This is a genomic window from Knoellia sp. p5-6-4 (assembly GCF_029222705.1).
Lineage (GTDB): Bacteria > Actinomycetota > Actinomycetes > Actinomycetales > Dermatophilaceae > Pedococcus_A.
Map to the genome: position 1 here is coordinate 37,963 of NZ_JARGZF010000003.1, position 22,054 is coordinate 60,016.

The window sequence follows — 22,054 nt, forward strand, 5'->3', positions numbered from 1 at the left end:
ATGCCCACGGACAACGCCACGGGGTTCCAGCGGTTCTCCGGATACGGGGAGAACGCTCCGCTCGACCTGGACCTGAGCTCCGCCGCCGTGGCACGGCAAATCGCCAAACGCATGCTGTCGCCGGACTTCGACGACTGGTCCGAAGCCGTCTCCCGCGTCGGGTTCTGTCTGCACCCGATCCACCTCGTCGGGTCCTCGACCACCGTTAACACCGGGACGGGGGAGGTGCTGTCGGTCTACTCCTCCGACCATGAGCCGATGGGCACCACCCTGACCCGGTGCGGCAACCGCCGAGCCAGCGTGTGCCCGTCCTGCTCGCGGGTCTACGCGGCCGACATGTTCCACCTCATCCGAGCCGGGGTCAGCGGCGGCAAGGGCGTCCCCGCCACAGTCAGCGAGAACCCGCTCGTCTTCGCCACCGTCACCGCACCGTCGTTCGGGCACGTCCACGGGAAGCGGGACAACGGCCGTCGCTGCCGACAGCACGCCAAGGAGAAGCGGTGCGAGCACGGCAGGCCGACGACCTGCTTCGCCACTCACGAGGATGGGGACTCGCTGCTGGGGCAGCCGTTGTGCGGGGAGTGTTACGACTACGCCTCCCACGTCGTGTGGCAGTGGTGGGCCCCGGAGCTGTGGCGACGCTTCACCATCGCTCTCAAGCGACTCCTCGCGGACCGGGTCGGGGTCAAGGAGAAGCAGCTGCCGGACTACGCAACGGTGCAGTACGCCAAGGTCGCCGAGTACCAGCTGCGCGGACTCATCCACTTCCACGCCCTGATCCGCCTCGACGGACCCAAGACGGACACCGGCTTCGCTGCTGCGCCGGAGTGGCTCACCGCCGACCTCGTCTCGGATCTCGTCGCGGAGGCAGCTGCAGCCGTGCGGTTCACCGCCCCACCGGTCTTCGATGGCGACGCCCCACGGGTGCTGGCGTTCGGTGCCCAGGTCGACACGCGCCCGGTCCGCACGGGACACCGCACCGACGACCCCGAGCAGGCCCTGACCGCCGAGCAGGTTGCCGGCTACCTCGCGAAGTACTCGACGAAGTCGGCCACCGACACGGTCGACGCCAACGGACTGAACCCTCACCTGCGCAGGGTCGAGGAGGTCGCCACCGAGTTCGCCGGACTGGCCGAAGGTGCCTGGGCGCATGCCGAGATCGACGTCCCGCTGAACGACTGGCCCTACGGTCTGCTGCGGAAGTGGGCCCCCTCGCTGGGCTTCCGGGGGCACTTCGCGACCAAGTCGCGCCGCTACTCGCTCACCCTCGGTGTCCTCCGCCGTGCCCGCCGTCGCGCCCAGGCACTCATCGCCGACGCTCAGCGAGACGGCCGCTCCATCGACCTGGCTGCGATCGAGGCCGACCTCCTCGCGGACGACGAGGACGAGACGACGCTCATCGTGGGTCAGTGGCGCTTCGTCGGCGTCGGCTGGGACAACGAGGGGGAGGTCGAGCTGGCCCGCGCAGCTGCCGCCCGAGCGAGGGAGTACGCCCAGCACCGTGCGGAGCAGAAGCGCATGAGGAAGCAGTAAGCACAAGAAGAATCGAGTGAGAGGGGAGTGTCATGGATGGGCAGACGAACGAGGTGCAGGCTCCGGTCCTGCTGACGGTGGACGAGGCGGCTGCGTGGTGCCACGTCACGAGGAACACGCTGAACCACTTGCGGTTCCACGGCCGGTTCGCTCCGGCGATCAAGATCGGGAAGCGTTGCTTCTGGCGTCCGGAGGACCTGCTGGAGTGGCTGGAGCAGCAGAAGGAATCGGCGTGATCGTCAAGACTCCCTACGGCACATGGCGAGTCCAGGTGAAGTACCGGAGCGTCGTGGTTGCCGACCGGACGTTCCAACGCAAAGGCGACGCCGTCCGTTGGGAGATGGAGCAGAAGCGGCTCCTGCTCTCTGGGGAGTTCGTCTCGCCATCGGCCGGGAAGATCACGGTGCGCGAGCTGGCGGAGGAGTACCGCGACTCTCGGCAGGGCCAGGTGTCGGTGCGGGCGTGGGAGTCGGACGAGAGTGCGCTGCGCGTCCACATCGTGCCGGCCTTCGGGAGGCTCCCCATCTCGTCGGTCGCATCGGTGCAGATCGAGCGATTCCTGACCGACCTCGCGGTGTGCCGGTCGGTCAGAACGGCGGCCCGGGTGCGCACCACCCTGCGGGGGCTGTTCCGGTATGCGGTGCGGACGCGGCGGCTCCAGGTGTCTCCGGCCGAGTCCGTCCCGCTGCCTCACCCCGACTCGAGGACGGGCAAGATCGTGGAGGTCGATCCCTTCGCGCTGGACGTGCTGCTCGACGTCGTCAGCACCCAGCGGGAGTTCGCGGGGCGGTATGTCGAAATCACGCTTGTGCTCGGCCTCACCGGCCTCCGCTTCGGCGAGCTGCGAGGTCTGCGGGTGAGGGATCTTGTCAACGTGCCCTATCCGGGGCTTGTGGTGAAGCGGTCCGTTCCGCAGTCGGGGCGCACGGGTGCCGTCATCGAACGAGCCACCACCAAGAGCGGCCGGTCCCGTCTCGTGCCGCTCACTGATCGGGTCCGCCCGGTGGTGGAGTCCTGGGCCGAGGGGCGGGAACCGGACGACCTGCTGTTCCCCGCGCCGGAGGGCGGCTACCTGCACGCCCAGAACTGGCGGCGGTCCGTCCACTGGTCGACGACCGGGCTGGGGCGGCGTCCGCATGACCTGCGGCACACCGCGGCCAGCCTCTGGATCGCGGCCGGGGTGGACATCAAGACGGTGTCCGCGTGGCTGGGTCACTCCACGGCGAAGCTGACGCTCGACACGTACGGGCACCTCATGGGCACGGACGCCGACCGGGCGGCTCTGGAACGGGTCAACCGCGTTCTCGGGTACGGCACGGGTACGGATGAGTCCCGGCGCCGGAACGAAGCGGGCGAGCAGGAGCGGCCCAATGGGCTCTGACCTGCGGAAACGTGGTGGTGCCCCCGGCAGGATTCGAACCTGCGACACCCGCTTTAGGAGAGCGGTGCTCTATCCCCTGAGCTACGAGGGCGGTGCATGGATGAAACCCTCGCTGGAAGCCTCGCGGAAACCCAAGCGGGTGCATGTCATGCAGCGTGCAGCCTAGCCGACGCTGTGGGGAGTCTATGCACGGGCTAGCAGACGCGTCGAAGCGATCCTCGGGCGCACCCACTGCCCGGCGTCTCTGCTCGCGTCTTGCACCTCGAGGAGGTTGTGAGTCCACATGACCACTTCCAACTGCCGCGCTTGGCGCCGGGCCGGTACTCCAAGATGCTCGCCCCGGCGGCCCATCAAGGTCGGCTGATTCACCGCCTGCCGGGCAAGATCTGGCTCAACACGCAGGGTGGTCGCGGCCGGTTATGCAGCATGGCCCGGCGTGGTCGTTGACCGGCTCGGCGGGCGAGGCGCAGCGCCGTCTCGGCGTCACGCTCGTTTGGCCGTGCACGGCGCCGGCCCTCCGGGCGTCGGATTCACCGATCACCGGGCCAGTCGGCGGCGACGCTCCCAGGCACCCTTCGATGAGCCGGACCACTTGGGCATGCCCGGCGCGGAACGAGGTGACCCCGCTTGTCTTCCCCCGTCTCGAAGATCGGCAGCCGGTCCGGCTGGTCTAGCGGGGTGAACACCAGGTACTGCCCGGCCCGTTTGGGGCGGATGCCGGACCGGGTCGCTACCGGGGCCAGCGCGACGACGCCAACGCCGCTCGGAAGCGTCGTCGTATGCCTCCTGCGCGCTGACCTATGGAACAGCTAGCAGGATGCGGCTGCTTCGACAAGGCCGATGAGCAGGGCAGCGGGCCGCTTCGGCCCATTGCCGGCCGTCAGCCGGTGCCCATTCTCGTCCCGTCGGGAACGAGGACGAGCTTCCCCTTCTCCGCCGACGTCTCCAGCAACTCGTGCGCGTGACGCGCTTGTGACAGCGGCAGCCGCTCGGCGATCACCGGATGGATCCGGCCCTCTCGGAGCAGGGCGAGCAGCGCGGTGAAATCCTCCCGGAACTGCTCCGGCTCCCGAGGTCCTCCGCCGACGAGCGGCGCGGGGGACCGTCTGCTCACCGGGACCAACTGGTGGCCCTCCCGAAGCTTTTGGATCCGGTAGGCCGTGACCTTCCGACGTGGCGAGAACAGCCCCCACAACCCTACGGCGGCGGTCGCGGCGTACCACTGCGCCCACCCACGCCAGCTCTTGCGGCCGTGGGCCAGCGTGGAGTAATGGCCGAACACCACGAGCCGGCCACCGGGTCGGAGCGCGCGGAACGACCGCAGCGACAGCACCCCGCCCAGTCCGTCGAGCACCACGTCAACGCCGCGCTCCGGCAAAGACCGCACCTTGGTGACGAAGTCCTCGTGCTGGTAGTCGATCGCCACCGCGCCGAGTCGCTCCACCGCATGCAGGTCCCGCTGCGCGGCGGTCCCGAACAGGCGAAGTCCGGCCGCCGCTCCCACTTCCAGCACTGCGGTGCCCACCCGCCCCGCCGCGCCGTGAACCAGCACCGACTCACCGGGGCGCGCCTTCGCCATGCGGTGCAGCAGTTGGTACGCGGTCATGTAGGTCAGCACGAGACTGGCGACCTCTGCCGGATCCAGGTCCTCCGGCACCTTCACCGCATCCGACTCCAACACGCAGACCCGCTCGGCGTCCGCGCCCCACACCGTCAGCGCGGCGATCCGATCACCCACCTGCAGCTGAGAGCAGCCGGGACCGACCTGATCCACGACCCCGACCAACTCGTACCCGGGCGTGAACGGCGGTTTCGGGACACCCAGATAGGTGCCGGCGCGCAACTGTGCGTCGGTGAAAGAGACGCCGGCGGCCAACACCCGGACCCGGACCTCGGCCGGCCCCGGGCGCGGATCCTCGGCCTGCACCACGCGAATCACCTCTGGCCCGCCGTAGCGGTCGACCACCACCCGCTCCATGCCCCGAAGGTACGGCGCACGTGCGGCCCCAACAGGGCCTTTGGCCCCACAGACGGCGCTGCCTTCGAACGTCATCGCGTCCGGCCCCGCGAGACCCCGCTCACCGATGCTGCCGGCTGGGCAGGCTTCCGAGGTGCCTGAGGGCTAGACCACAACACCCTTCTGAACGGAGCTCCGGCGGGCACGGTAGATCTGGCACTGCCGCCACGGGCACCGTGACCGGCGCGGTCGGTTCGGACGACCGGTCCGCCTTCCCGGGGCTCGAGCTCAGGCGACTGCTGCCACCAGCGGCACGCTGACCAGGCCGCTCGTCTGCTCCGAGTGACGTCGTGCCAGTCCCTCCGCCTCCCGCGCGGGCAGGAAGCCCGAGTCGGCCTGGCAGCAGTGGCAGACGGCCACGGCGCGGTGACCGAGGTGGACGACTTCGACGCAGTGCGGGTGGCACTCCTCGGCCGTCTTGTCGTGCCGGTGGTCCCGGCGGTGCGCGGCGGCCACGGTGCTGGCCGCCACCATGTCTACGCGATGTTCAAGCGTCTGGTGTTCATGTGGTTGGTCCTGCATGGCCCACCCTCCGTGCTGACGAACGTGCCGTCTCTCGTGCGAGTACAGCAGCGGTATCGCGAGCCGCGTGCCTTCGACACGCCGCGCGCCCCCACTGCTCATGGAACGCCTGGTGCACGCCTCAGCGGCATCGGGTAACCGGGCCCGTCAGACCCGGCGAATGGAGGAGTCCTATCGACGTACCTGCACCCGAGGTGATGCCGCCACCGCGGCCCAGACGCGTGTGCGCAGCCCGTGGAGGGCTGGCTACGACTGGGACGTGGGCGACGAGGCCCAGAGTCGCTCGAGCAGGGCGATCTCGCGACGACGGATGCGCCGCGCCACCCAAGGGCCGACCGGCTCGACCCGGGAACGGGAGAGGAAGAGCAGGGTCGGCATGAGCGCGAGCAGCGCCAGGAACGTGACGGCGCGTCTGCTGCCGTCGAGGGCCAAACCCATGGCGGCCATGCTGAGGACGGGAAGGGTGAAGTAGACGAGGTACCGTGCCAGGCTCAGGCGCTGGTCCACCGTCAGTGGGCGGCGGAAGCCGCGGGGGGCGCGCGTCTTGCGGGGCGTGCCACTCAGACTCGACAGGGGGGTGTTGCGGGGGATCACCTGACCTATGGTGCCTGATGACTAGTCATTTCGGGCCATGCCGCGGGTAGTCATTTCAAAAAGTGGATGGACATCTGGCACACCTGTCACACAAGGATCTTCACGCCACGACCCAGGCGGGTCACGGCAGCGGCCGCACGGTCTACTCGGTCAGAGCCGGTCGGCTCCCGCTCTGCTGGGCGGCCAGCGCGAGCCCCGCCAGCCACCCCGGCGCCCTCCCGTTGGGCGGCGGCGCGATGCCTGCCACGTCGTGGTCGGTGCGGGCCAGCAGCCACGAGATGAGCGAGTTCGAGTTCCACATGTCCCCGGCCCCGAGCTCGTCCCGCCCCCAGGTGAGGGCCGGCACCTCGGGCACGAGGTCGAGCACCCGCGTGGCGCGCGAGGTGTCGCCGCTGAGCAGCACCGGACTGGCCACCGCCTCGTCGGCATCGGGGATCACCCCGCCGCGCCACCGCCGCACCTCGTAGCGGAACAGCGCCGACCTCCCCAGCAGCGGCAGCCCGACCGGACCGACCCGCACGACACCGCGCTCCGGAGCATCACCGCTCCACACCGGGGCCATCTCGACCACGTAGCGCTCGCCGCGGAGGAGCACCTCCAGCGCCGAGTGGTAGAGGTCGTTGACCGTCCGGTGGCCGTAGCGTGCGGCGATGACCTCGTAGACCCGGCCGTTCCACCGCACCACGTGGCCTCCCGCGCCGAGCGGCAGCCAGTAGAGCAGCACACCTGCTCGCCGGTCCGCTCCGCTCGCCCCGCCCGTCATCTGCACCACCTCCTGGACCGACCTCACCGCCCAGTCGACGCCGGGCCGGTGCCGATCCCCAGAGGCCAACGGCCCGCGCCGGGGACCTAGGGCCCTCGACGCCGTCGCCGCGGGGCGTCACGATGAAGGAGCCGTTCCGGGTGGGCCCCGGATCGGGCGACAGGGAGGTCAGCGATGGAAGGCAACGTTCGTGGCATCGTCGTCGGGTACGACGGGTCGCCCGGCGCGGAGGTCGCCCTCATGTGGGCGGCCGCCTCGGCGAAGCGGCAGGGACGCCCGCTCACCGTGCTCCACTCCGGTGAGCCGGCCGCGTTCCCGGTCGAGCCGGCATACAGCGCGGAGCGCCTCGCCGAGGAGCTCGCCGACGAGTCCCAGGGCATCCTCAGGGCCGGCGTCGAGCGGGTCACCACGGTCCTCGACCCCTCCGACGTGAGCGCTGTCTCCGCCCAGCAGAGCCCGGCGGCCGCCCTGGTGGAGGCCTCCGAGAAGGCCGACTTCGTCGTCACCGGGTGCCGGGGGAGGGGCCGGCTCGCGGCGGGCCTGCTCGGCTCGGTGTCGTATGCCGTGACCGCCCACGCCCGCTGCCCGGCGGTCGTCGTGCGCGGCGAGGCGCCCGCCCACCCCGACGCCGAGCACAAGGTGCTCGTCGGCGTCGACGACTCCCTGCCCTCGCAGCGGGCGCTGGACGCGGCGGCCGACATCGCGGCGAGGGCCGGTGCCAGGCTCCACGTCGTGCGGGTGGGCCACCTCCTCTCGCCTGAGGGGTGGGCCTACGCCGAGTCGGAGAAGGGCGGCACCAGTCACTCCCGCTCCGTCACGGAAGAGGCGCAGCAGACGCTGGACAACGCCCGCGCGCGGCTCACGGCCAACCACCCCGACCTGTCCGTCGAGACCGAGGTGCTCTACGGCGACCCCGGCGAGGTGATGAGCGGCCTCGGGGCCACGGCAGGCCTGATCGTCGTGGGCAGCCGGGGGCGGGGCGGGTTCGCCGGGCTGCTGCTGGGCTCGGTGAGCCACAAGGTCATCCACGAGGCGGAGTGCCCCGTGATGGTGGTGCGCGCCGAGCAGTGAGCCGAGCAGTGGGCTGACGCCCCGGCCTGCCCGGCACGGCGCCATCAGGCAGCGCCCTCAGGCGGTGCTCAGGTCCAGGGCGCCCTGCTCAGGTCCAGGGCGGGGCCGGCCACGAGGCCGAGGCCCCGCGCGGGACGTGGTGGTGCGGGCTGCTCCACGAGGCCCTGCGCTGGCTCAGCTGCGTCGAGACCGCGCGCTCGCGGGCCAGCAGCGGGGCGACCTCGGGGTTGACCACCATCATCCCGTGGCGGCGCACCATGAACGGGACCCTCCGCAGCTCGTCCTCGACCTGCGCCAGCGCCGCGACCAGCTCACGCACACCCAGGTCGGCGAGGTCGTGGTCGGCTCCCACGGCAACGGCGTGCTCGCTCCTCGTGCTCTGCAGCGTCATGGCTTCCTCCCAGCGCATGCCCGTCAACAGGGGGCTGCCTCTCACTCTAGGAGCGCGACCACCGGACGCAACCGGGGCGGAGCCTGCTTTCCCCCGCGACCGGCTACAGCGTCAGGCCGAGCACCATCATCAGGGTGAGCAGCGCCGCCAGGCCCGCCCAGGCGACCACGTCGGCGTTCGCCTCCACCATGGTGGCGACCCCCCGACCGAGGCGGCCACGACCCAGGGCACCTTCGCCCGCCGCCACCCGCGTGACCCCGACTCCGGCCACGATGATGTTGACGGCGCAGCCGACGCAGAACAGGCAGAGCACCCCGATCGAGAGGGCGGACTGCTCGAGGTACCAGACGACGAACGCCGTCATGAAGAGGGTCACGCCGAAGACCGTCGCGAGGTGGCTGCGCGAGAGCCGGCTGCCCAGGACCCCCGCCAGGCCGGTCGTCGCGACGACGCCGAACACGGCCAGGGCGATGAGCGAGTTCGGCACGCCCAGCGCCGAGGACTGCCAGTGCGAGAACACGCTGCTGCACGACAGCACGGCGTTGATCTCGCACACCGACGACGCCGACGGGTCGGCCGCCCAGGCGATGCGCTCCACGGTCTGCCACCCCGCGGTGAAGAGCCCGAGCGCACCCCCGACCAGCATCAGCGCGTACCACGGCCGCAGGCTCGTGGGCGGGGCAGCGGCCGCCCCGGTGGCGGCCGGGCGCGGAAGGGTGGTCGTCATCGGTGGCCTCCGGGCACAGGTCGGCTTCGGCAGCCCGACGCTAGCCAGCCGGACCTCCTGGCCAGCAGGGCCGAAAGCCCCGATTCGTCCGTTGTGAGAGTTTGCTCGCCGGCCGGGAGAGCAGCCCCCACGGGCAGGCGGCGCGGGGCGGAACGGGCCCGACGGCATACTGTCGTGGTGCCCATCTCCGGCGTCGCCACGCCCGCCGACCACGCGCTCCAGCGCCGCACCGTCAGCACCCTCGTCGGTTCGCAGATGCTCGGCGGCGTCGGGGTCTCGAGCGGCATCGCGGTCGGCTCCCTCCTCGCCGAGGAGATCCTCGGCTCGCCCGACCTGGCCGGGCTCGGCGGCACCTTCCAGGTGCTGGGCAGCGCCCTGATCGCGGTGCCGATGGCCCGGATCATGGCCCGCCGCGGCCGCCGCCCGGGCCTGGACTTCGGCTACCTGCTCGGCATCGCCGGCGCCGTGGCCCTCGTCGCCGCCGGCCTCATCGGGTCCTTCCCTCTGCTGCTCGCCGGCAGCGTGCTCTTCGGCGGCGCGACCGCCGCCAACAACCAGGCCCGGTATGCCGCGGCCGACCTCGCCGAGGAGCGCCACCGTGGGCGAGACCTCTCGATCGTCGTGTGGGCGACCACCATCGGGGCCGTGCTCGGGCCCAACCTCGTCGGCATCGCCGGCCGCGTGGCGCGAGGCCTCGGCCTGCCGTCCCTCACCGGCCCGTTCCTGTTCTCGCTGACCGGGTTCGCGCTCGCGGCCCTGCTCCTCACCCTGCGCCTGCGACCCGACCCCCTGCTCCACGCCCGCGCCCGCGCCGAGGCGGCCGCCGTCGAGCCGCTGGAGCACCACGGCTCCGTGCTCCGGGGCTTCCGCGTCGCGGCCGGCATCCCGGCCGCCCTGCTCGGCATGCTCACCGTCGGGCTCGGGCACGCGGTCATGGTCAGCGTCATGGTGATGACGCCCCTGCACATGCACCACGGCGGGGCCGAGCTGCGGGTCATCGGCTTCGTGATCAGCATCCACGTGCTGGGCATGTTCGCCTTCTCGCCGCTGGTCGGCTTCGCCGTCGACCGCTTCGGCGCCCGGCCGATGGTGCTGGCCGGTTCCGCGGTGCTGGTGGCCTCGGCGCTGCTGGCCGCCCAGGCCCCGACCGGCTGGTCGCTCGGCCTCACCGTGGCCCTCTTCCTGCTGGGGCTCGGCTGGTCGTTCACGCTGGTCAGCGGCTCGACGCTCATCGCCGGCTCGGTGCCGGTCGCGGAGCGGGCCGGGGTGCAGGGCGCCTCCGACCTGGCCATGGGCCTGGCGGCCGGCGGTGGCGGCGCGCTGGCCGGGCTGGTCGTCGGTCGGCTCGGCTACGAAGTGCTCGGCATGGGAGCGGCGGTGCTGGCTGCCGTGATCGCCGTCGCGGCCCTCGTGGTGCGCCGCCCGACCACAACCGCCTGAGCCCCGCCGGTCTGTCACCGCGGTCGCCGGCGGTGCCGTTCGTTAGCCTGCTCGGGTGATTCGGCGACGCCCCAGACCTGCAGTCCCGCCCCCCGACGACGCAGCCCCGCAGCCGCGCCGGGAGAGCCGCGAGCCGGCAGGCGTGGGGGCTGAGGCGACCGCTGCGGCGGCGTCGCCCGCGTCGCCCTCGCCCTCCTCGGAGGCCGCCGACCCCGCCCCGGCCGACCCCCGGGCCGAACGCGTCGCCGCCGCCGTGCAGGTCTGGCAGCGGCACCTCGTCGACCTCGGCGGCCGCAATACGCTGCTGTGGTACCGCGACCTGCCCAGCGGGACCCTCGACCTGACGACCGCCCACCCCGGTGGGGTCGCGATGCTGCTCGCCGGGCGCCCGACCCGGCTGTCCGACCTCGTGCGTGAGCCCGCAGCCCTCGACGAGGCCCGCCGTCGCGCCCGCACGATCCGGGCCAAGACCCTCGAGCTCGCCGAGGAGCGGGGCATCGCCGCCGGGTTCATCGCCATCGGGATGGCCACGTGGACGGTCCGCGGCGCCTCCCGTCCGCCCGCGGCGCCGGTGCTGCTGCGCTCGTGCGTGCTCAAGCCGACCGGCGCGGCCCAGGAGGACTTCAGCATCGACCTCGGCAACGAGGTGGAGCTCAACCCCGTGCTCGAGCACTACCTGCGCTCCGAGCAGGGCCTCGACATCGACACCGCGGCGCTGGAGGAGATGGCCAGCGCGGGCAACGGCTTCGACCCCTACCCCGTGTATGCCGCGCTCACGAGCCTGTGCGGGCAGGTGCCCGACTTCTCCGTGGCGCCGCGGCTCGTGCTCGGCACCTTCTCCTACGCGAAGCTGCCGATGGTGGCCGACCTCGCGGCGCAGGGGGCCGAGCTCGCCAACCACGACGTGGTCGCGGCGCTGGCCGGTGACCCCGGCGCGCTGAAGGCGGTGCGCTCGACCGTCCCCGAGACCGCCGCCGACGCCGACCCCTCGCGCGAGCATCTCATCCTCGACGCCGACTCCACCCAGCAGGCCGCCATCGACGCCGTGCGCAGCGGCGCCCACCTCGTCATCAAGGGCCCGCCGGGCACCGGCAAGTCGCAGACCATCGCCAACCTCATCGCCTCTCTGGCCGGTGAGGGCAAGCGCGTGCTCTTCGTCGCCGAGAAGCGGGCCGCCATCGACGCCGTGCTCTCGCGCCTCGAGCGGGTCGGCCTCGCCGACCTCGTGCTCGACGCCTACGACGGGGCGAGCAACAGGCGCCGGCTGGCCCAGGAGTTCGGGGCCGCCCTCGAGCGGGGCACGGCCGCTGCCGAGCCCGACACCTCCGCGGTCGAGAAGGCCCTGGTCGAGCGCCGGGCACGGCTCGTGGAGCACGCCAAGGCCCTGCACGATGTGCGCCAGCCCTGGGGCGTCAGCGCCCACCAGGTGCAGGACGCCATCGCCACCCTGTCGGCGCGCCGCCACTCACCGACCTCCCGCGTCCGCATCCGCGGCGAACAGCTCACCGGCCTCAGCCGCGAGCGGGTGGACGAGCTGGCCCGCGAGCTCACCGAGGCGGCCTCGCTCGGCGCCTGGTCGACCGACGACGGCACCGACCCCTGGTATGCCGCCCGGATCACCACGGCCGAGGACGCGGTGCGCGCGCAGGACATCACCGGCCGGCTCAGCCAGAGCGGCCTGCAGGACGTGCAGAAGACCATCGACGAGGTCTTCGCCGAGGTGACGCTGCCGGAGGCGCGGCGGGTCGCCGACTGGGGCGACGTGCTCGACACGGTGGGCCGGGTGCGCGACACCCTCGAGGTCTTCCGGCCCGAGGTCTTCGACCTGCCGCTCGGCGACCTCGTCGCGGCCACCGGCACCTCGGAGTACCGCGAGCAGAACGGCGTGGCCCTGGGCTGGTACGCCCGGTGGCGGCTGCGCCGGCAGGCCCGCGGCCTGCTGCGACCGGGCACGCCGCCCGCCGACCTGCACGCCGCCCTCGTCGACGCCCAGCACCAGCGCCAGGCCTGGCACCAGATGGCCGGCGCCGGCGGGCGCCCCGAGATCCCGGTCGACCTCGACGGGGCCCGCACGGCATACGACTCCCTGGCCGGCGACCTGCGCTGGCTGGGGGAGCGGCTCGCGCCCACGGCCGAGGGCGGCGACCTGCTCGGCACCGACATGGACGCGCTGCAGCAGCGGATGGCGGCGCTCGCGGCCCGACCCGAGCGCCTCGCCGTGCTCCCACGCGTGCTCGGCACGGTCGATGCGCTGCGCGCGGCGGGCATGGGTGCCCTCGTCGACGACCTCGCCCGCCGCAAGGTCGACGTCGACGACGTGGCCTCCGAGCTCGAGTTCGTCTGGTGGGCCTCGCTCGCCGAGCACCTCACCGTGCAGGACCCCGCCTACGGCGCCCACGACGGCGACCACCTGCGCCGCGTCGCCCGTGAGTACGTCGCCGCCGACCACGCCCACCTCAAGGGCAGCGCCGAGCGGGTCCGTGCCGCGGCCGGGCGACGGCTGCGCGAGGTGCTGGCCGACCACCCCGAGCAGGAGGCGCTGGTGCGCGCAGAGGCGGGCAAGGCGCGGCGCCACCGACCGCTGCGCGAGCTGCTGCCGCGTGCCGGGCACACCCTCACGGCGATCAAGCCGGCCTGGGCGATGAGCCCCCTGGTCGTCGCGTCCGTCCTGCCGCCCGGCCGCTGGTTCGACGTCGTCATCTTCGACGAGGCCTCGCAGGTGCCGCCCGCCCAGGCGATCTCGGCGATCTCGCGTGCCCACCAGGTGGTCGTGGCGGGCGACGAGCGCCAGCTGCCGCCCACTTCGTTCTTCACCGCGGCGGTCGACGACGAGGGTGCTGCCGAGACCGAGGCGCTCACCGAGGGCTTCGAGTCGGTGCTCGACGTGCTCGCCGCCGCGCTGCCGACCCGGCGGCTGTCCTGGCACTACCGCTCCCTCGACGAGCGCCTCATCGCCTTCGCCAACCGCCACGTGTACGACGGCGGCCTGGTCACCTTCCCGGGCACGGGCAGCGACCCGGTCGTGCGGCTCGAGGCCGTCGAGGGGGCCGGCGTGGTGCAGCCCGGCGAGGAGGCCATCGAGTCCACCGAGGCCGAGGTCGCCCGGGTCGTCGACCTGGTGCTCGAGCACGCCCGCACCCGGCCGCACGAGTCGCTCGGCGTCATCGCGCTCGGCATCAAGCACGCCGGCCGGATCGACGAGGCGCTGCGCCGGGCGCTCGTCGACGCCGACGGGGTCGGCGACTTCTTCGACGAGGACCGCCCCGAGCGCTTCTTCGTCAAGAACCTCGAGCGGGTGCAGGGCGACGAGCGCGACGCCGTCCTCCTCTCCATCGGCTACGGCAAGACCCCGCACGGCCGGGTGCTCCACCGGTTCGGGCCGCTCAACCTCGAGGGCGGCGAGCGCCGTCTCAACGTCGCCATCACCCGCGCCCGCCGGCGGATGACCGTGGTGTCGTCGCTGCTGGCGAGTGACCTCGACCCCACCCGCCTGAAGGCGCGCGGGGCCACCATGCTCCGCGACTTCCTCGCGTATGCCGAGTCGCAGGGCGCCGTGCTCCCCGCCCCGTCCGAGGGCCCGGGCGAGGTCGCCGCGAGTGCCGCACCGGCGGTGCCTGTCCCGACCACGACGGAGCCGGTGCGGGCCGAGTTCGCCCGCCGCCTGCGCGAGGCCGGCCTCGTGGTGCACGAGGCCTACGGCGGCTCGGCACAGCCGATCGACCTCGCCGTCGAGGACCCCCGCCGGCCGGGCCACGTGCTCGTCGCGGTGGAGTCCGACGGACCCGCGTATGCCGCGATGCGCAGCACGCGCGACCGTGACCGCCTGCGGGTCGAGCAGCTCGGCCGGCTCGGCTGGGAGCACGTGCGCGTCTGGAGCACCGACCTGTTCCGCGACCCTGCCCGTGATGTGGCCCGGGTGGTGGCGCTGACCCAGCGGGCCTCGGAGAAGGCGCGCCCCGGCAGGCGTGACGAGCGGGAGACTGGGGTCGTGCCAGAGAACGAGCAGCAGGAGCAGCCGGTGCCGTCGCGGGCCGACGAGCAGGCACCCGACACCGTCGAGCCGGCCGGTGCTGCCGACCCCGCCGGGCCGGACGAGGCCCAGGCCGAGACCCTGTTCCCGGCTCCCGAGCAGGCGCCTGCGCTGGCCGAGGAGGACGGGCGGAAGCGCCGCGTGCTGCGGCGAAAGCCGAAGCGGGCCCCGGAGCAGACCAAGGACGACACCGACGCCGGCTGGGGCGAGCTCTTCGACGAGAGCGCCCACGACCGGTGGCTGCAGGAGCAGCGCCCGCCGCACTGGGGCAGGGACTGAGGAACGACTGACTCCCCGGGCCTCACGTGCAGAAGGCGCCGACCCCGCGGGGTCGGCGCCTCCTGCACGTGGTGGTCGGACTACATGGTGCCGGTGGGGCGTCCGGCCAGCAGGTCGCGGATCTCCCTGAGCAGCTGGACGTCCTCCGGGGGAGCGGCGTCCTCCTCCTGCCTCACGAAGCGCTCACGGGCAGCCTCGTAGGGCTTGACCACGAAGAAGTACACGACCGCGGCAATGATGATGAACGACACGAGTGCGGTCAGGAAGACGCCGACGGGGACGCCCCCCGGCCGATAGTTGTCGAAGTCCGGCTGGCCGCCGACCTTGCCCAGCAAGCTCATGAGCATGGCAGTGAACGCGGTCACGACCGTGGCGAACGCCGCGCCCATGACGAACGCGACGGCCAGCTCGACGAGATTGCCGCGCATGACGAAGTCCCTGAAGCCCTTCACGAACTGCCCCGCCTTTCGGTTTCGGACGTACCCGTGGTTCACGGACGTTCCGGTGACCCTCACCGTAGCGACGAGCCGCTGCGCAGGACCACCGTCACCGCCGAGCCTCCCAGTTCATCCGGCGGAGCGCTCGCCAGATGTCGCGCCTGCTCGGCGGTGACCGCCGCGACCAGGCCGCCCCCTGCGGCGGGCATGCCGGTGAAGCCACCGGCGCCGGCCTCGGACCCGCTGACGACCGCCAGGACGGTGACCGCTGCGGCCACCGTCTCGCCGGTCGGGGCCACCAGGTCGACGGGGTCACCCGGCTGCACCATCCCGAGGGCGCCCGGGTCGGCAACGGGGACGTGCACGGCCCGAGTGCCGGGGGACTGTCCGTCCAGCAGCCCGGGCCCCACCAGCCGACCGGGCGTGAGCACCTCGCCGGCGCCGACCGGCCCGGCCAGCCGGCGGCCCGAGACGGCACCCACCTCGCGAGGTGGCGTGCTCGGCGCAAAGCCTGCCGGCCGGCTCTGCGCCACCACGTCGCCCGGGCCGACCTCGTGACCGGCCGGCAGGTCGCGGGCCGCCACCAGCACGGTCACCCGTGGTCCGCCCTCCGGTGTGCGGGCCACGGCCACGCTCCCCAGCACTGCGGCCCCGGCCAGCCCGGCCGAGAGCCCGCGCCGCAGCACCCGGCGACGCCAGGCGCCCCGGCGTCCCTCACCCAGCAGCCGGGCGCCTCCCCCCAGGCCGCGCACGACCGGGTCAGCCCGGGAGCGGGGCGGGCAGGGTGATGCCGTCGAGCGCGCGACGGCACGGGCACGAGGCCGCATCGTCCGGTTCGGTCTCCGGCATCGCGACGAGGGTGGAGCGGAGCACCCGCTTGAGGTCCTCGACGTTCTCGGCGAACACCCGCAGCACCTCCTCGTGGGTGACGGCCTCGACGCCGTGGACCCCGGCGTCGTGGTCGGTGACGAGGGCGATGGTGGTGAAGCACATGGCCAGCTCGCGGGCCAGGGCCGCCTCGGGCATGGCGGTCATGCCGACCACGGTCCACCCCGCCTGCTGGTGCCACCGCGACTCGGCCTTGGAGGAGAACCGCGGGCCGTTGACGACCACGAGGGTGCCGCCGTCCTCGACCTGCTTGCCCGCAGCCCGGGCGGATTCGATGACGACCTGACGCCCGTGCGGGCAGTAGGGGTCCGCGAACCCGACGTGCACCACCGGCCCCTCGGCGTCGTAGAGCGTGTGCTCCCGGCCCCACGTGCGGTCGACGACCTGGTCGGGCACGACGATCGTGCCGGGGCCGAGCTCCTCGCGCAGCGACCCCACGGCACACGGCGACAGCACCTGGCGGACGCCGACCGAGCGCAGCGCCCAGAGGTTGGCGCGGTAGTTCACCTTGTGCGGCTGGAAGCGGTGGTCGCGGCCGTGCCGGGCGAGGAACGCCACGCGGCGGCCCTCGAGGTCACCGATGACCAGGTCGTCGCTCGGGTCGCCGAACGGGGTCGACACCGGCACGCGCTCGGCGTGGGTGAGGAACTCGTAGAAGCCGGAGCCCCCGATGACGCCCAGGTCGGCCCTCGGCCCGTCGGTGTGGGTGGGTGCGTGAGTCATGGGCCCGAGCCTACGAGGCGGGGCCCGGCCCGCTCGCGGTCAGGAGCGGGGCTGTGGAAGCCGGCCCCCCGGCATACCGGGCTGTGGACGAGCGAGCCTCAGGCGGCGGAGCCGTCGGCCGAGGAGGACGACGAGGAGGTCGACGGGGCCGAGGAGGGCTTCTTCGTGTCCGTCGAGGCGGGCGCTGACGAGGAGGAGCCGCTGCGCGAGTCCGTGCGGTAGAACCCGCCACCCTTGAACACCACGCCCACGGCGTTGAACAGCTTGCGCAGCCGGCCCTCGCACTGCGGGCACTGCGACAGGGAGTCCTCGCTGAAGGACTGGAAGATCTCAAAGCGGTGATCGCACGCGGTGCACGCGTAGGCGTACGTCGGCACGGTTCCTCCCCGATTAGCACTGTCGGACTTCGAGTGCCAAGTATACGTCGTCCGGCGGGGTCGCAACGTCGGCCGGCCGGCCGGGGGGTCAGCGTCGTCGGCGCCAGCCCGCCAGGCGGCCCGACTGGCTGACCGAGCGCACCCGCTGCTCGACCTTCTGCCGGGTCTCGGCGGTGGCGACGATGAGCAGCTGGTCGCCGCGCCGGATGGTCGTGTTGGGGGTGGGCACGAACCCCGAGCCGCCCCGCACCACCAGCGTGACGTTCGCGCCCTGCGGGAGGCGAAGCTCGAACACCTCCACGCCGTGCAGCTTCGAGGTGGGGCCGACCGTCACCTGGAACAGCTCGGCGCCCAGCTCCTCGAGCGGCGTGGACTCCACCGCCAGGTTGAGTGCCTGGTAGGTGTCGGCGACGCCGAGCCGGCGGGCCACCCAGGGCAGCGTCGGGCCCTGCACGAGGGTGAAGACGACGACCAGCACGAAGACGAGGTCGAAGATCCAGTCCACGTCCGGCGCGCCCGCGGTCAGCGGCACCGTGGCCAGCACGACGGGCACGGCGCCGCGCAGGCCGGCCCAGGACAGGAAGGCCTGGTCGTGCCACGGCACGCGGAACGGCGTCATCGACACCAGCACCGACAGCGGCCGGGCCACCAGCAGCAGGACCAGGCCGATGACGATGGCCGGCAGCACCTGGCTGCCCATCCCCAGCGGCGACGCCAGCAGTCCGAGCATCACGAACAGCCCGATCTGGGCGAACCAGCCCAGCGAGGTGGCGAAGGCCGAGACGGCCTGCCGGTGGGGCAGGGCCATGTTGCCGAGCACGAGCGCGGCGAGGTAGCAGGCGAGGAACCCGCTGGTGTGCACGGCGGCGGCAGCGGCATACGCCAGCACGGTGAGCGACATGATCCCGATGGAGAACAGGCCCGAGGACCCCGAGGCGGCCCGGCGCATGAACTGGCCGCCCAGCCAGCCGATCGTCAGCCCGACGACGGCCCCGCCGGCCAGCTCGACCGCCGCGTGCCAGCCCAGCACCCACCACGGATCGGCGTGCGCTGGGTCGGCGCTCGCGGCCGCCAGGGCCGTCACGGCGATCACGACCGGGGCGTCGTTGAACCCCGACTCGGCCTCGAGCAGCCCGGTGATCCGCCGTGGCAGCGGCACCCTCCGCAGCACCGAGAAGACGGCGGCGGCGTCGGTCGAGCTGAGGATGGCGCCGACCATGAGGGCGGTGATCCAGGGCAGGTCGAGGAGATAGCGGCAGGCCACCCCGACGACGGCCACCGACACGACGACGCCCACGGTGGAGAGCGCGGCGGCCGGCGCCACGGAGTCCTTGATGCCGTCCCACTTCGTGCTCAGGCCGCCCTCGGCGAGGATCAGGACGAGTGCGGCGTACCCGAGCACCTGGGCGAGCGCGTTGTCGTCGAAGTTGATGCCGAAGCCCGCCTCGCCGATGGCCAGGCCGATGGCGAGGTAGAGGAGCAGCGACGGCAGCCCCGACTTCACCGACAGGCGCACGGCCGCCACGGACACGAGCAGCACGACGGAGCCGATGAGGAGCACAGGGGTGAGGTGTTCGAGCGTGAAGTCACCCTGCTCCGCGAGGAAAGTCGCGTCCACGGCCCCGTCATGTCCTCTCGCTCGCGGTGTGTCCTAGTCTCGCAGGGTGTCGCGCGCCATTCTTGTTCGTCGTATTGCCGTGTCGGTCGCCGCCCTCGTCGTGGTCCTCCTCGTGGTCGCCGCCATCCTCGGCGTCACGTGGGTGCGCCGGCCCTTCCCGACGGCCGACGGTGAGATCTCGGTCCCGGGACTGAGCGGCAGCGTGACCGTGCTCCGCAACGACCGGGGCGTCCCGCAGATCTACGCCGACAACGCCCAGGACCTCTTCCGGGCGCAGGGCTTCGTGCACGCCCAGGACCGGTTCTTCGAGATGGACCTGCGCCGGCACATCACCGCCGGCCGGCTCTCGGAGCTGGTGGGCTCCAGCGGCCTCGAGACCGACAAGGTCATCCGCACCATGGGCTGGCGCCGCGTGGCCGAGGCCGAGCTGCCGATGCTCGCCCCGGAGACCCGCCGCTACCTCCAGGCCTACGCCGACGGGGTCAACGCCTACATCGACCGGCAGGGCAGCCCTTCGCGGATGGCCCTCGAGTACGTCGTGCTCGGACAGCAGGTGAACGACTACCGCGTCGAGCCGTGGACCCCCGCCGACTCACTGGCCTGGCTGAAGGCGATGGCGTGGGACCTGCGAGGCGACTACGAGGGTGAGCTCACGCGGGCGCGGCTGTTCGGCCGGGTCCCCGTCGCGCAGATCAACGAGCTCTACCCGCCCTACCCCTACCGCCAGAACAAGCCGATCCTGTCGGCCCAGAACTGGAGCCCCGGGGCCGGCGCGCAGGGCGCAGCCTCCGCCGTGCCCGGGGCCGCCGTGCCCGAGGCGGTGCCGCTCGAGGAGCGCACCACAGGTGGGGCCAAGGAGGCGTATGCCGCGGTGCAGCGCGCGCTGGCCGCCGTGCCCCAGTCGGTGGGCCGGGGCCCGGGTGTGGGCTCCAACTCCTGGGTGGTGGGACCCGAGCGGTCGAGTACGGGCAAGCCGCTGCTCGCCAACGACCCGCACCTCGGCGTCAGCATCCCGGGCGTCTGGGCCCAGGTCGGGCTGCACTGCCGGTCGGTGAGCAGCGAGTGCCCCTTCGACGTCAGCGGGTTCTCGTTCGCCGGGCTGCCCGGCGTGGTCATCGGGCACAACCAGCAGATCGCGTGGGGCTTCACCAACCTCGACCCCGACGTCACCGACTTCTTCCTCGAGCAGGTCCGCGGCGGCACCTACCAGCGCGACGGGAAGTACGTCGCCCTCGAGGAGCGCACCGAGACCATCAAGGTCGCGGGCGGCGGCGACCACACCATGACGGTCCGCAGCACGGTCCACGGGCCCCTGGTCTCGGAGGCGGTCAAGGAGCTCGACGAGACCGGGGACCGGGCCCCGGTCTCGGGCCGCCCCAGCGCCGGCAAGTACGAGGTGGCGCTCGCGTGGACCGCGCTGACCCCGAACCGGACCGCCGACGCGATCTTCGGGCTCAACACGGCGACCAGCTTCGAGGAGTTCCGGCAGGCGGCGAAGTGGTTCGCGGTGCCCAGCCAGAACCTCGTCTACGCCGACCGCGAGGGCCACATCGGCTACCAGGCGCCCGGCATGATCCCCATCCGTCGCTCGGACACCCCCGGCGCGGTGCCAGGCTTCTGGCCCACCGCGGGCTGGCGCTCGGCCTGGGACTGGAAGGGCTACGTCCCGTTCGAGGACATGCCCTGGGTCTACGACCCGCCGGAGGGCCTGATCGTCACGGCGAACCAGGCCGTCACGGCCAGCCCCACGCCGTTCCTCACCACGGAGTGGGACTACGGCTTCCGCGCCCACCGGATCCGCGCGCTGCTGGAGAAGGAGAAGAAGGTCACCCCCGAGCGGATGTCCCAGATCCAGGGCGACACCCGCAGCGAGTTCGCGCCGACCCTCGTCAAGCGCCTGCTCGAGGTCGACCTCGGCAGCGACGAGTTCACCAAGGAGGGCCAGGACCTGCTGCGCGGGTGGGACTTCACCAACCCCGTCGGCCGCTCCGACTCCAGCGCGTCGGCCGCCTACTTCAACGCGGTCTGGTCCAACCTCGTCGAGCTCACCTTCAACGACGAGCTGCCGGACGACCTGCGGGCCAACGGCAGCGACCAGTGGATGCAGGCCGTCACCACCCTGCTCGACAAGCCGCGCAGCGCCTGGTGGGACAACAAGCTCACCCCGGGTGTCACCGAGGGCGAGGCCGAGATCCTGCGCCAGGCCCTCGTCGAGGCCCGCCTCGACCTGACCAAGGAGCTGGGCAAGGATCCCGGGGCCTGGGAGTGGGGCAAGCTGCACGACCTGACCCTGGAGCACCGCGTGCTCGGCTCCGACACCGTGCCCGGCCCCGTCCGTATGCTGTTCAACCGCGGGCCCATCGCGGTGTCCGGCGGCTCGGCGGTCGTCAACGCCACGAGCTGGGACGCCAGCCAGGGCTTCGAGGCGCGCTTCGGGCCGTCGATGCGCATGGTCGTCGACCTCGGCAACCTCGACCGCTCGCGGTGGGTCAACGCCACCGGCAACAGCGGCCACGCCTTCCACGACAACTACGACGACCAGGTCGACGCCTGGGCCGAGAACGAGACCTTCCCGTGGCCCTTCTCGGAGAAGGCGGTGCGGGAGGAGAGCGGCGACACGCTGCAGCTCGTCCCGGGCTCACCCGAGTGAGCGCACCGGCCCGTCGGCGGTGATGACCTCGGTCACCGGCAGGTCGTGCGCCTCGCGGGGCAGCTGCTCGTCCCTGACCTCCCAGGGGTGCACGAGGGCCACGACGCGGGCGCCCGGGGCGCGTGGGAGCACCCGGTCGTAGCACCCGCCGCCCTGGCCCATCCGGGTGCCGCCCCGGTCGAGAGACAGGGCCGGCACGAAGACCACCTTGGCCCACCCGACGGCCTCCCGGCCCAGGGGGGCGCCGGACCCCGCCTCGGCCCAATCGAGGTCGAGGTCCGGGAGGGTGATGGGCATCATGACCCGTATGCCGCGCGCCCGCAGCGCGTCGACCAGGGCGTGGGTGGGTGGCTCGACGGGCGTCGACTCGTAGATGCTCACCCACTCGCCGGGGGCGACCCCCGTCTCGGCGACCACGGCCATGCCGGCCTCGGCGAGGGCGGCGGCGTCCGTCTCGCGCTCACGCAGCGCGGCACGCTCGCGGCGCTCGGCGCGGAAGCGCGCGCGCAGGGCCCGTTTGGAATCCTCGGCCGGCCCGCCGGCATACCCCGTCACAGGCACAGTGTGACCTGTCCCGACCCGCCGTGCGGCGCCGTGACCGGCAAGTAGGGTG

General features: G+C 72.7%; 19 protein-coding genes and 1 tRNA gene. 7 read left to right on the forward strand and 13 right to left on the reverse strand.

The genetic code is table 11. The features are described 5' to 3' along the window. Genes P2F65_RS17465 through P2F65_RS17475 form a run of 3 tightly spaced genes read left to right on the forward strand, consistent with a single transcriptional unit; the run spans position 1 to position 2,914 of the window. The gene (locus tag P2F65_RS17465; RefSeq protein WP_275810829.1) at positions 1–1,533 is read left to right on the forward strand and encodes a replication initiator; all 1,533 of its coding nucleotides are present in this window, start codon (positions 1–3) and stop codon (positions 1,531–1,533) included. Between the two features lie 32 nt (positions 1,534–1,565). Further along, on the forward strand, positions 1,566–1,769 hold the full coding sequence (locus P2F65_RS17470) for a helix-turn-helix domain-containing protein (RefSeq protein ID WP_275810831.1): 204 nt from the start codon (positions 1,566–1,568) through the stop codon (positions 1,767–1,769). Beyond that, entirely contained in the window at positions 1,766–2,914 is a 1,149-nt protein-coding gene (locus tag P2F65_RS17475) for a site-specific integrase (RefSeq protein ID WP_275810833.1), read from the forward strand. Before P2F65_RS17470 ends, P2F65_RS17475 begins: the two co-directional genes overlap by 4 nt. A 15-nt stretch (positions 2,915–2,929) precedes the next feature. Here P2F65_RS17475 and P2F65_RS17480 read toward each other — a convergent pair. From P2F65_RS17480 to P2F65_RS17500, 5 genes are all read right to left on the reverse strand, one after another. After that, positions 2,930–3,005, reverse strand: a tRNA-Arg gene (locus P2F65_RS17480). A gap of 789 nt (positions 3,006–3,794) precedes the next feature. Continuing rightward, positions 3,795–4,892 (reverse strand): medium chain dehydrogenase/reductase family protein, encoded by a 1,098-nt coding sequence (locus P2F65_RS17485; protein ID WP_275810835.1) that lies wholly within the window; start codon positions 4,890–4,892, stop codon positions 3,795–3,797. Between the two features lie 267 nt (positions 4,893–5,159). Next, positions 5,160–5,405 carry a hypothetical protein gene (locus tag P2F65_RS17490; protein WP_275810837.1) on the reverse strand — a complete coding sequence of 82 codons (246 nt, stop codon included), beginning with the start codon at positions 5,403–5,405 and terminating at the stop codon, positions 5,160–5,162. Between the two features lie 294 nt (positions 5,406–5,699). Beyond that, a complete protein-coding gene (locus tag P2F65_RS17495; RefSeq protein WP_275810839.1) occupies positions 5,700–6,047 on the reverse strand; it encodes a hypothetical protein in 348 nt (115 codons plus the stop codon). Positions 6,048–6,189: 142 nt separating this feature from the next. After that, positions 6,190–6,810 carry a hypothetical protein gene (locus tag P2F65_RS17500; RefSeq protein WP_275810841.1) on the reverse strand — a complete coding sequence of 207 codons (621 nt, stop codon included), beginning with the start codon at positions 6,808–6,810 and terminating at the stop codon, positions 6,190–6,192. A 174-nt stretch (positions 6,811–6,984) separates the two neighbouring features. Here P2F65_RS17500 and P2F65_RS17505 point away from each other — a divergent pair, with 174 nt between their 5' ends. Beyond that, positions 6,985–7,881 (forward strand): universal stress protein, encoded by an 897-nt coding sequence (locus P2F65_RS17505; protein ID WP_275810843.1) that lies wholly within the window; start codon positions 6,985–6,987, stop codon positions 7,879–7,881. Positions 7,882–7,969: 88 nt separating this feature from the next. On the opposite strand, the gene P2F65_RS17510 is transcribed toward P2F65_RS17505, so the two are convergent. Both P2F65_RS17510 and P2F65_RS17515 read right to left on the reverse strand, forming a co-directional pair. Further along, complete coding sequence (locus tag P2F65_RS17510; RefSeq protein ID WP_275810845.1) at positions 7,970–8,272, reverse strand: hypothetical protein; 303 nt, start codon at positions 8,270–8,272, stop codon at positions 7,970–7,972. A gap of 103 nt (positions 8,273–8,375) precedes the next feature. After that, on the reverse strand, positions 8,376–8,999 hold the full coding sequence (locus P2F65_RS17515; protein WP_275810847.1) for a vitamin K epoxide reductase family protein: 624 nt from the start codon (positions 8,997–8,999) through the stop codon (positions 8,376–8,378). Positions 9,000–9,176: 177 nt separating this feature from the next. Here P2F65_RS17515 and P2F65_RS17520 point away from each other — a divergent pair, with 177 nt between their 5' ends. Together P2F65_RS17520 and P2F65_RS17525 are read left to right on the forward strand one after the other, a co-directional pair. After that, on the forward strand, positions 9,177–10,439 hold the full coding sequence (locus P2F65_RS17520; protein WP_345803715.1) for an MFS transporter: 1,263 nt from the start codon (positions 9,177–9,179) through the stop codon (positions 10,437–10,439). A 142-nt stretch (positions 10,440–10,581) separates the two neighbouring features. Continuing rightward, complete coding sequence (locus P2F65_RS17525; RefSeq protein ID WP_275810850.1) at positions 10,582–14,748, forward strand: AAA domain-containing protein; 4,167 nt, start codon at positions 10,582–10,584, stop codon at positions 14,746–14,748. An 80-nt stretch (positions 14,749–14,828) separates the two neighbouring features. Here P2F65_RS17525 and mscL read toward each other — a convergent pair whose 3' ends face one another. The 5 genes from mscL to P2F65_RS17550 form a co-directional block, all read right to left on the reverse strand. Beyond that, the gene (gene mscL, locus P2F65_RS17530) at positions 14,829–15,200 is read right to left on the reverse strand and encodes a large conductance mechanosensitive channel protein MscL (RefSeq protein WP_275810852.1); all 372 of its coding nucleotides are present in this window, start codon (positions 15,198–15,200) and stop codon (positions 14,829–14,831) included. Positions 15,201–15,259: 59 nt separating this feature from the next. Further along, positions 15,260–15,937, reverse strand: coding sequence for an SAF domain-containing protein (locus tag P2F65_RS17535; protein ID WP_275810854.1), 678 nt, complete (start codon positions 15,935–15,937; stop codon positions 15,260–15,262). Between the two features lie 7 nt (positions 15,938–15,944). Beyond that, a complete protein-coding gene (locus P2F65_RS17540; RefSeq protein WP_275810857.1) occupies positions 15,945–16,796 on the reverse strand; it encodes an S-methyl-5'-thioadenosine phosphorylase in 852 nt (283 codons plus the stop codon). A gap of 98 nt (positions 16,797–16,894) precedes the next feature. Then, positions 16,895–17,173: an FmdB family zinc ribbon protein gene (locus tag P2F65_RS17545; RefSeq protein WP_275810860.1), complete on the reverse strand. Its 279-nt coding sequence runs from the start codon at positions 17,171–17,173 to the stop codon at positions 16,895–16,897. An 88-nt stretch (positions 17,174–17,261) separates the two neighbouring features. Then, positions 17,262–18,791 (reverse strand): potassium/proton antiporter, encoded by a 1,530-nt coding sequence (locus P2F65_RS17550; protein ID WP_275810863.1) that lies wholly within the window; start codon positions 18,789–18,791, stop codon positions 17,262–17,264. 79 nt (positions 18,792–18,870) lie between these two features. Here P2F65_RS17550 and P2F65_RS17555 point away from each other — a divergent pair, with 79 nt between their 5' ends. Continuing rightward, the gene (locus P2F65_RS17555) at positions 18,871–21,441 is read left to right on the forward strand and encodes a penicillin acylase family protein (RefSeq protein WP_275810866.1); all 2,571 of its coding nucleotides are present in this window, start codon (positions 18,871–18,873) and stop codon (positions 21,439–21,441) included. On the opposite strand, the gene P2F65_RS17560 is transcribed toward P2F65_RS17555, so the two are convergent. After that, positions 21,430–21,996 (reverse strand): 5-formyltetrahydrofolate cyclo-ligase, encoded by a 567-nt coding sequence (locus P2F65_RS17560; protein ID WP_275810869.1) that lies wholly within the window; start codon positions 21,994–21,996, stop codon positions 21,430–21,432. The genes P2F65_RS17555 and P2F65_RS17560 overlap by 12 nt on opposite strands. Positions 21,997–22,054: the final 58 nt, after the last annotated feature.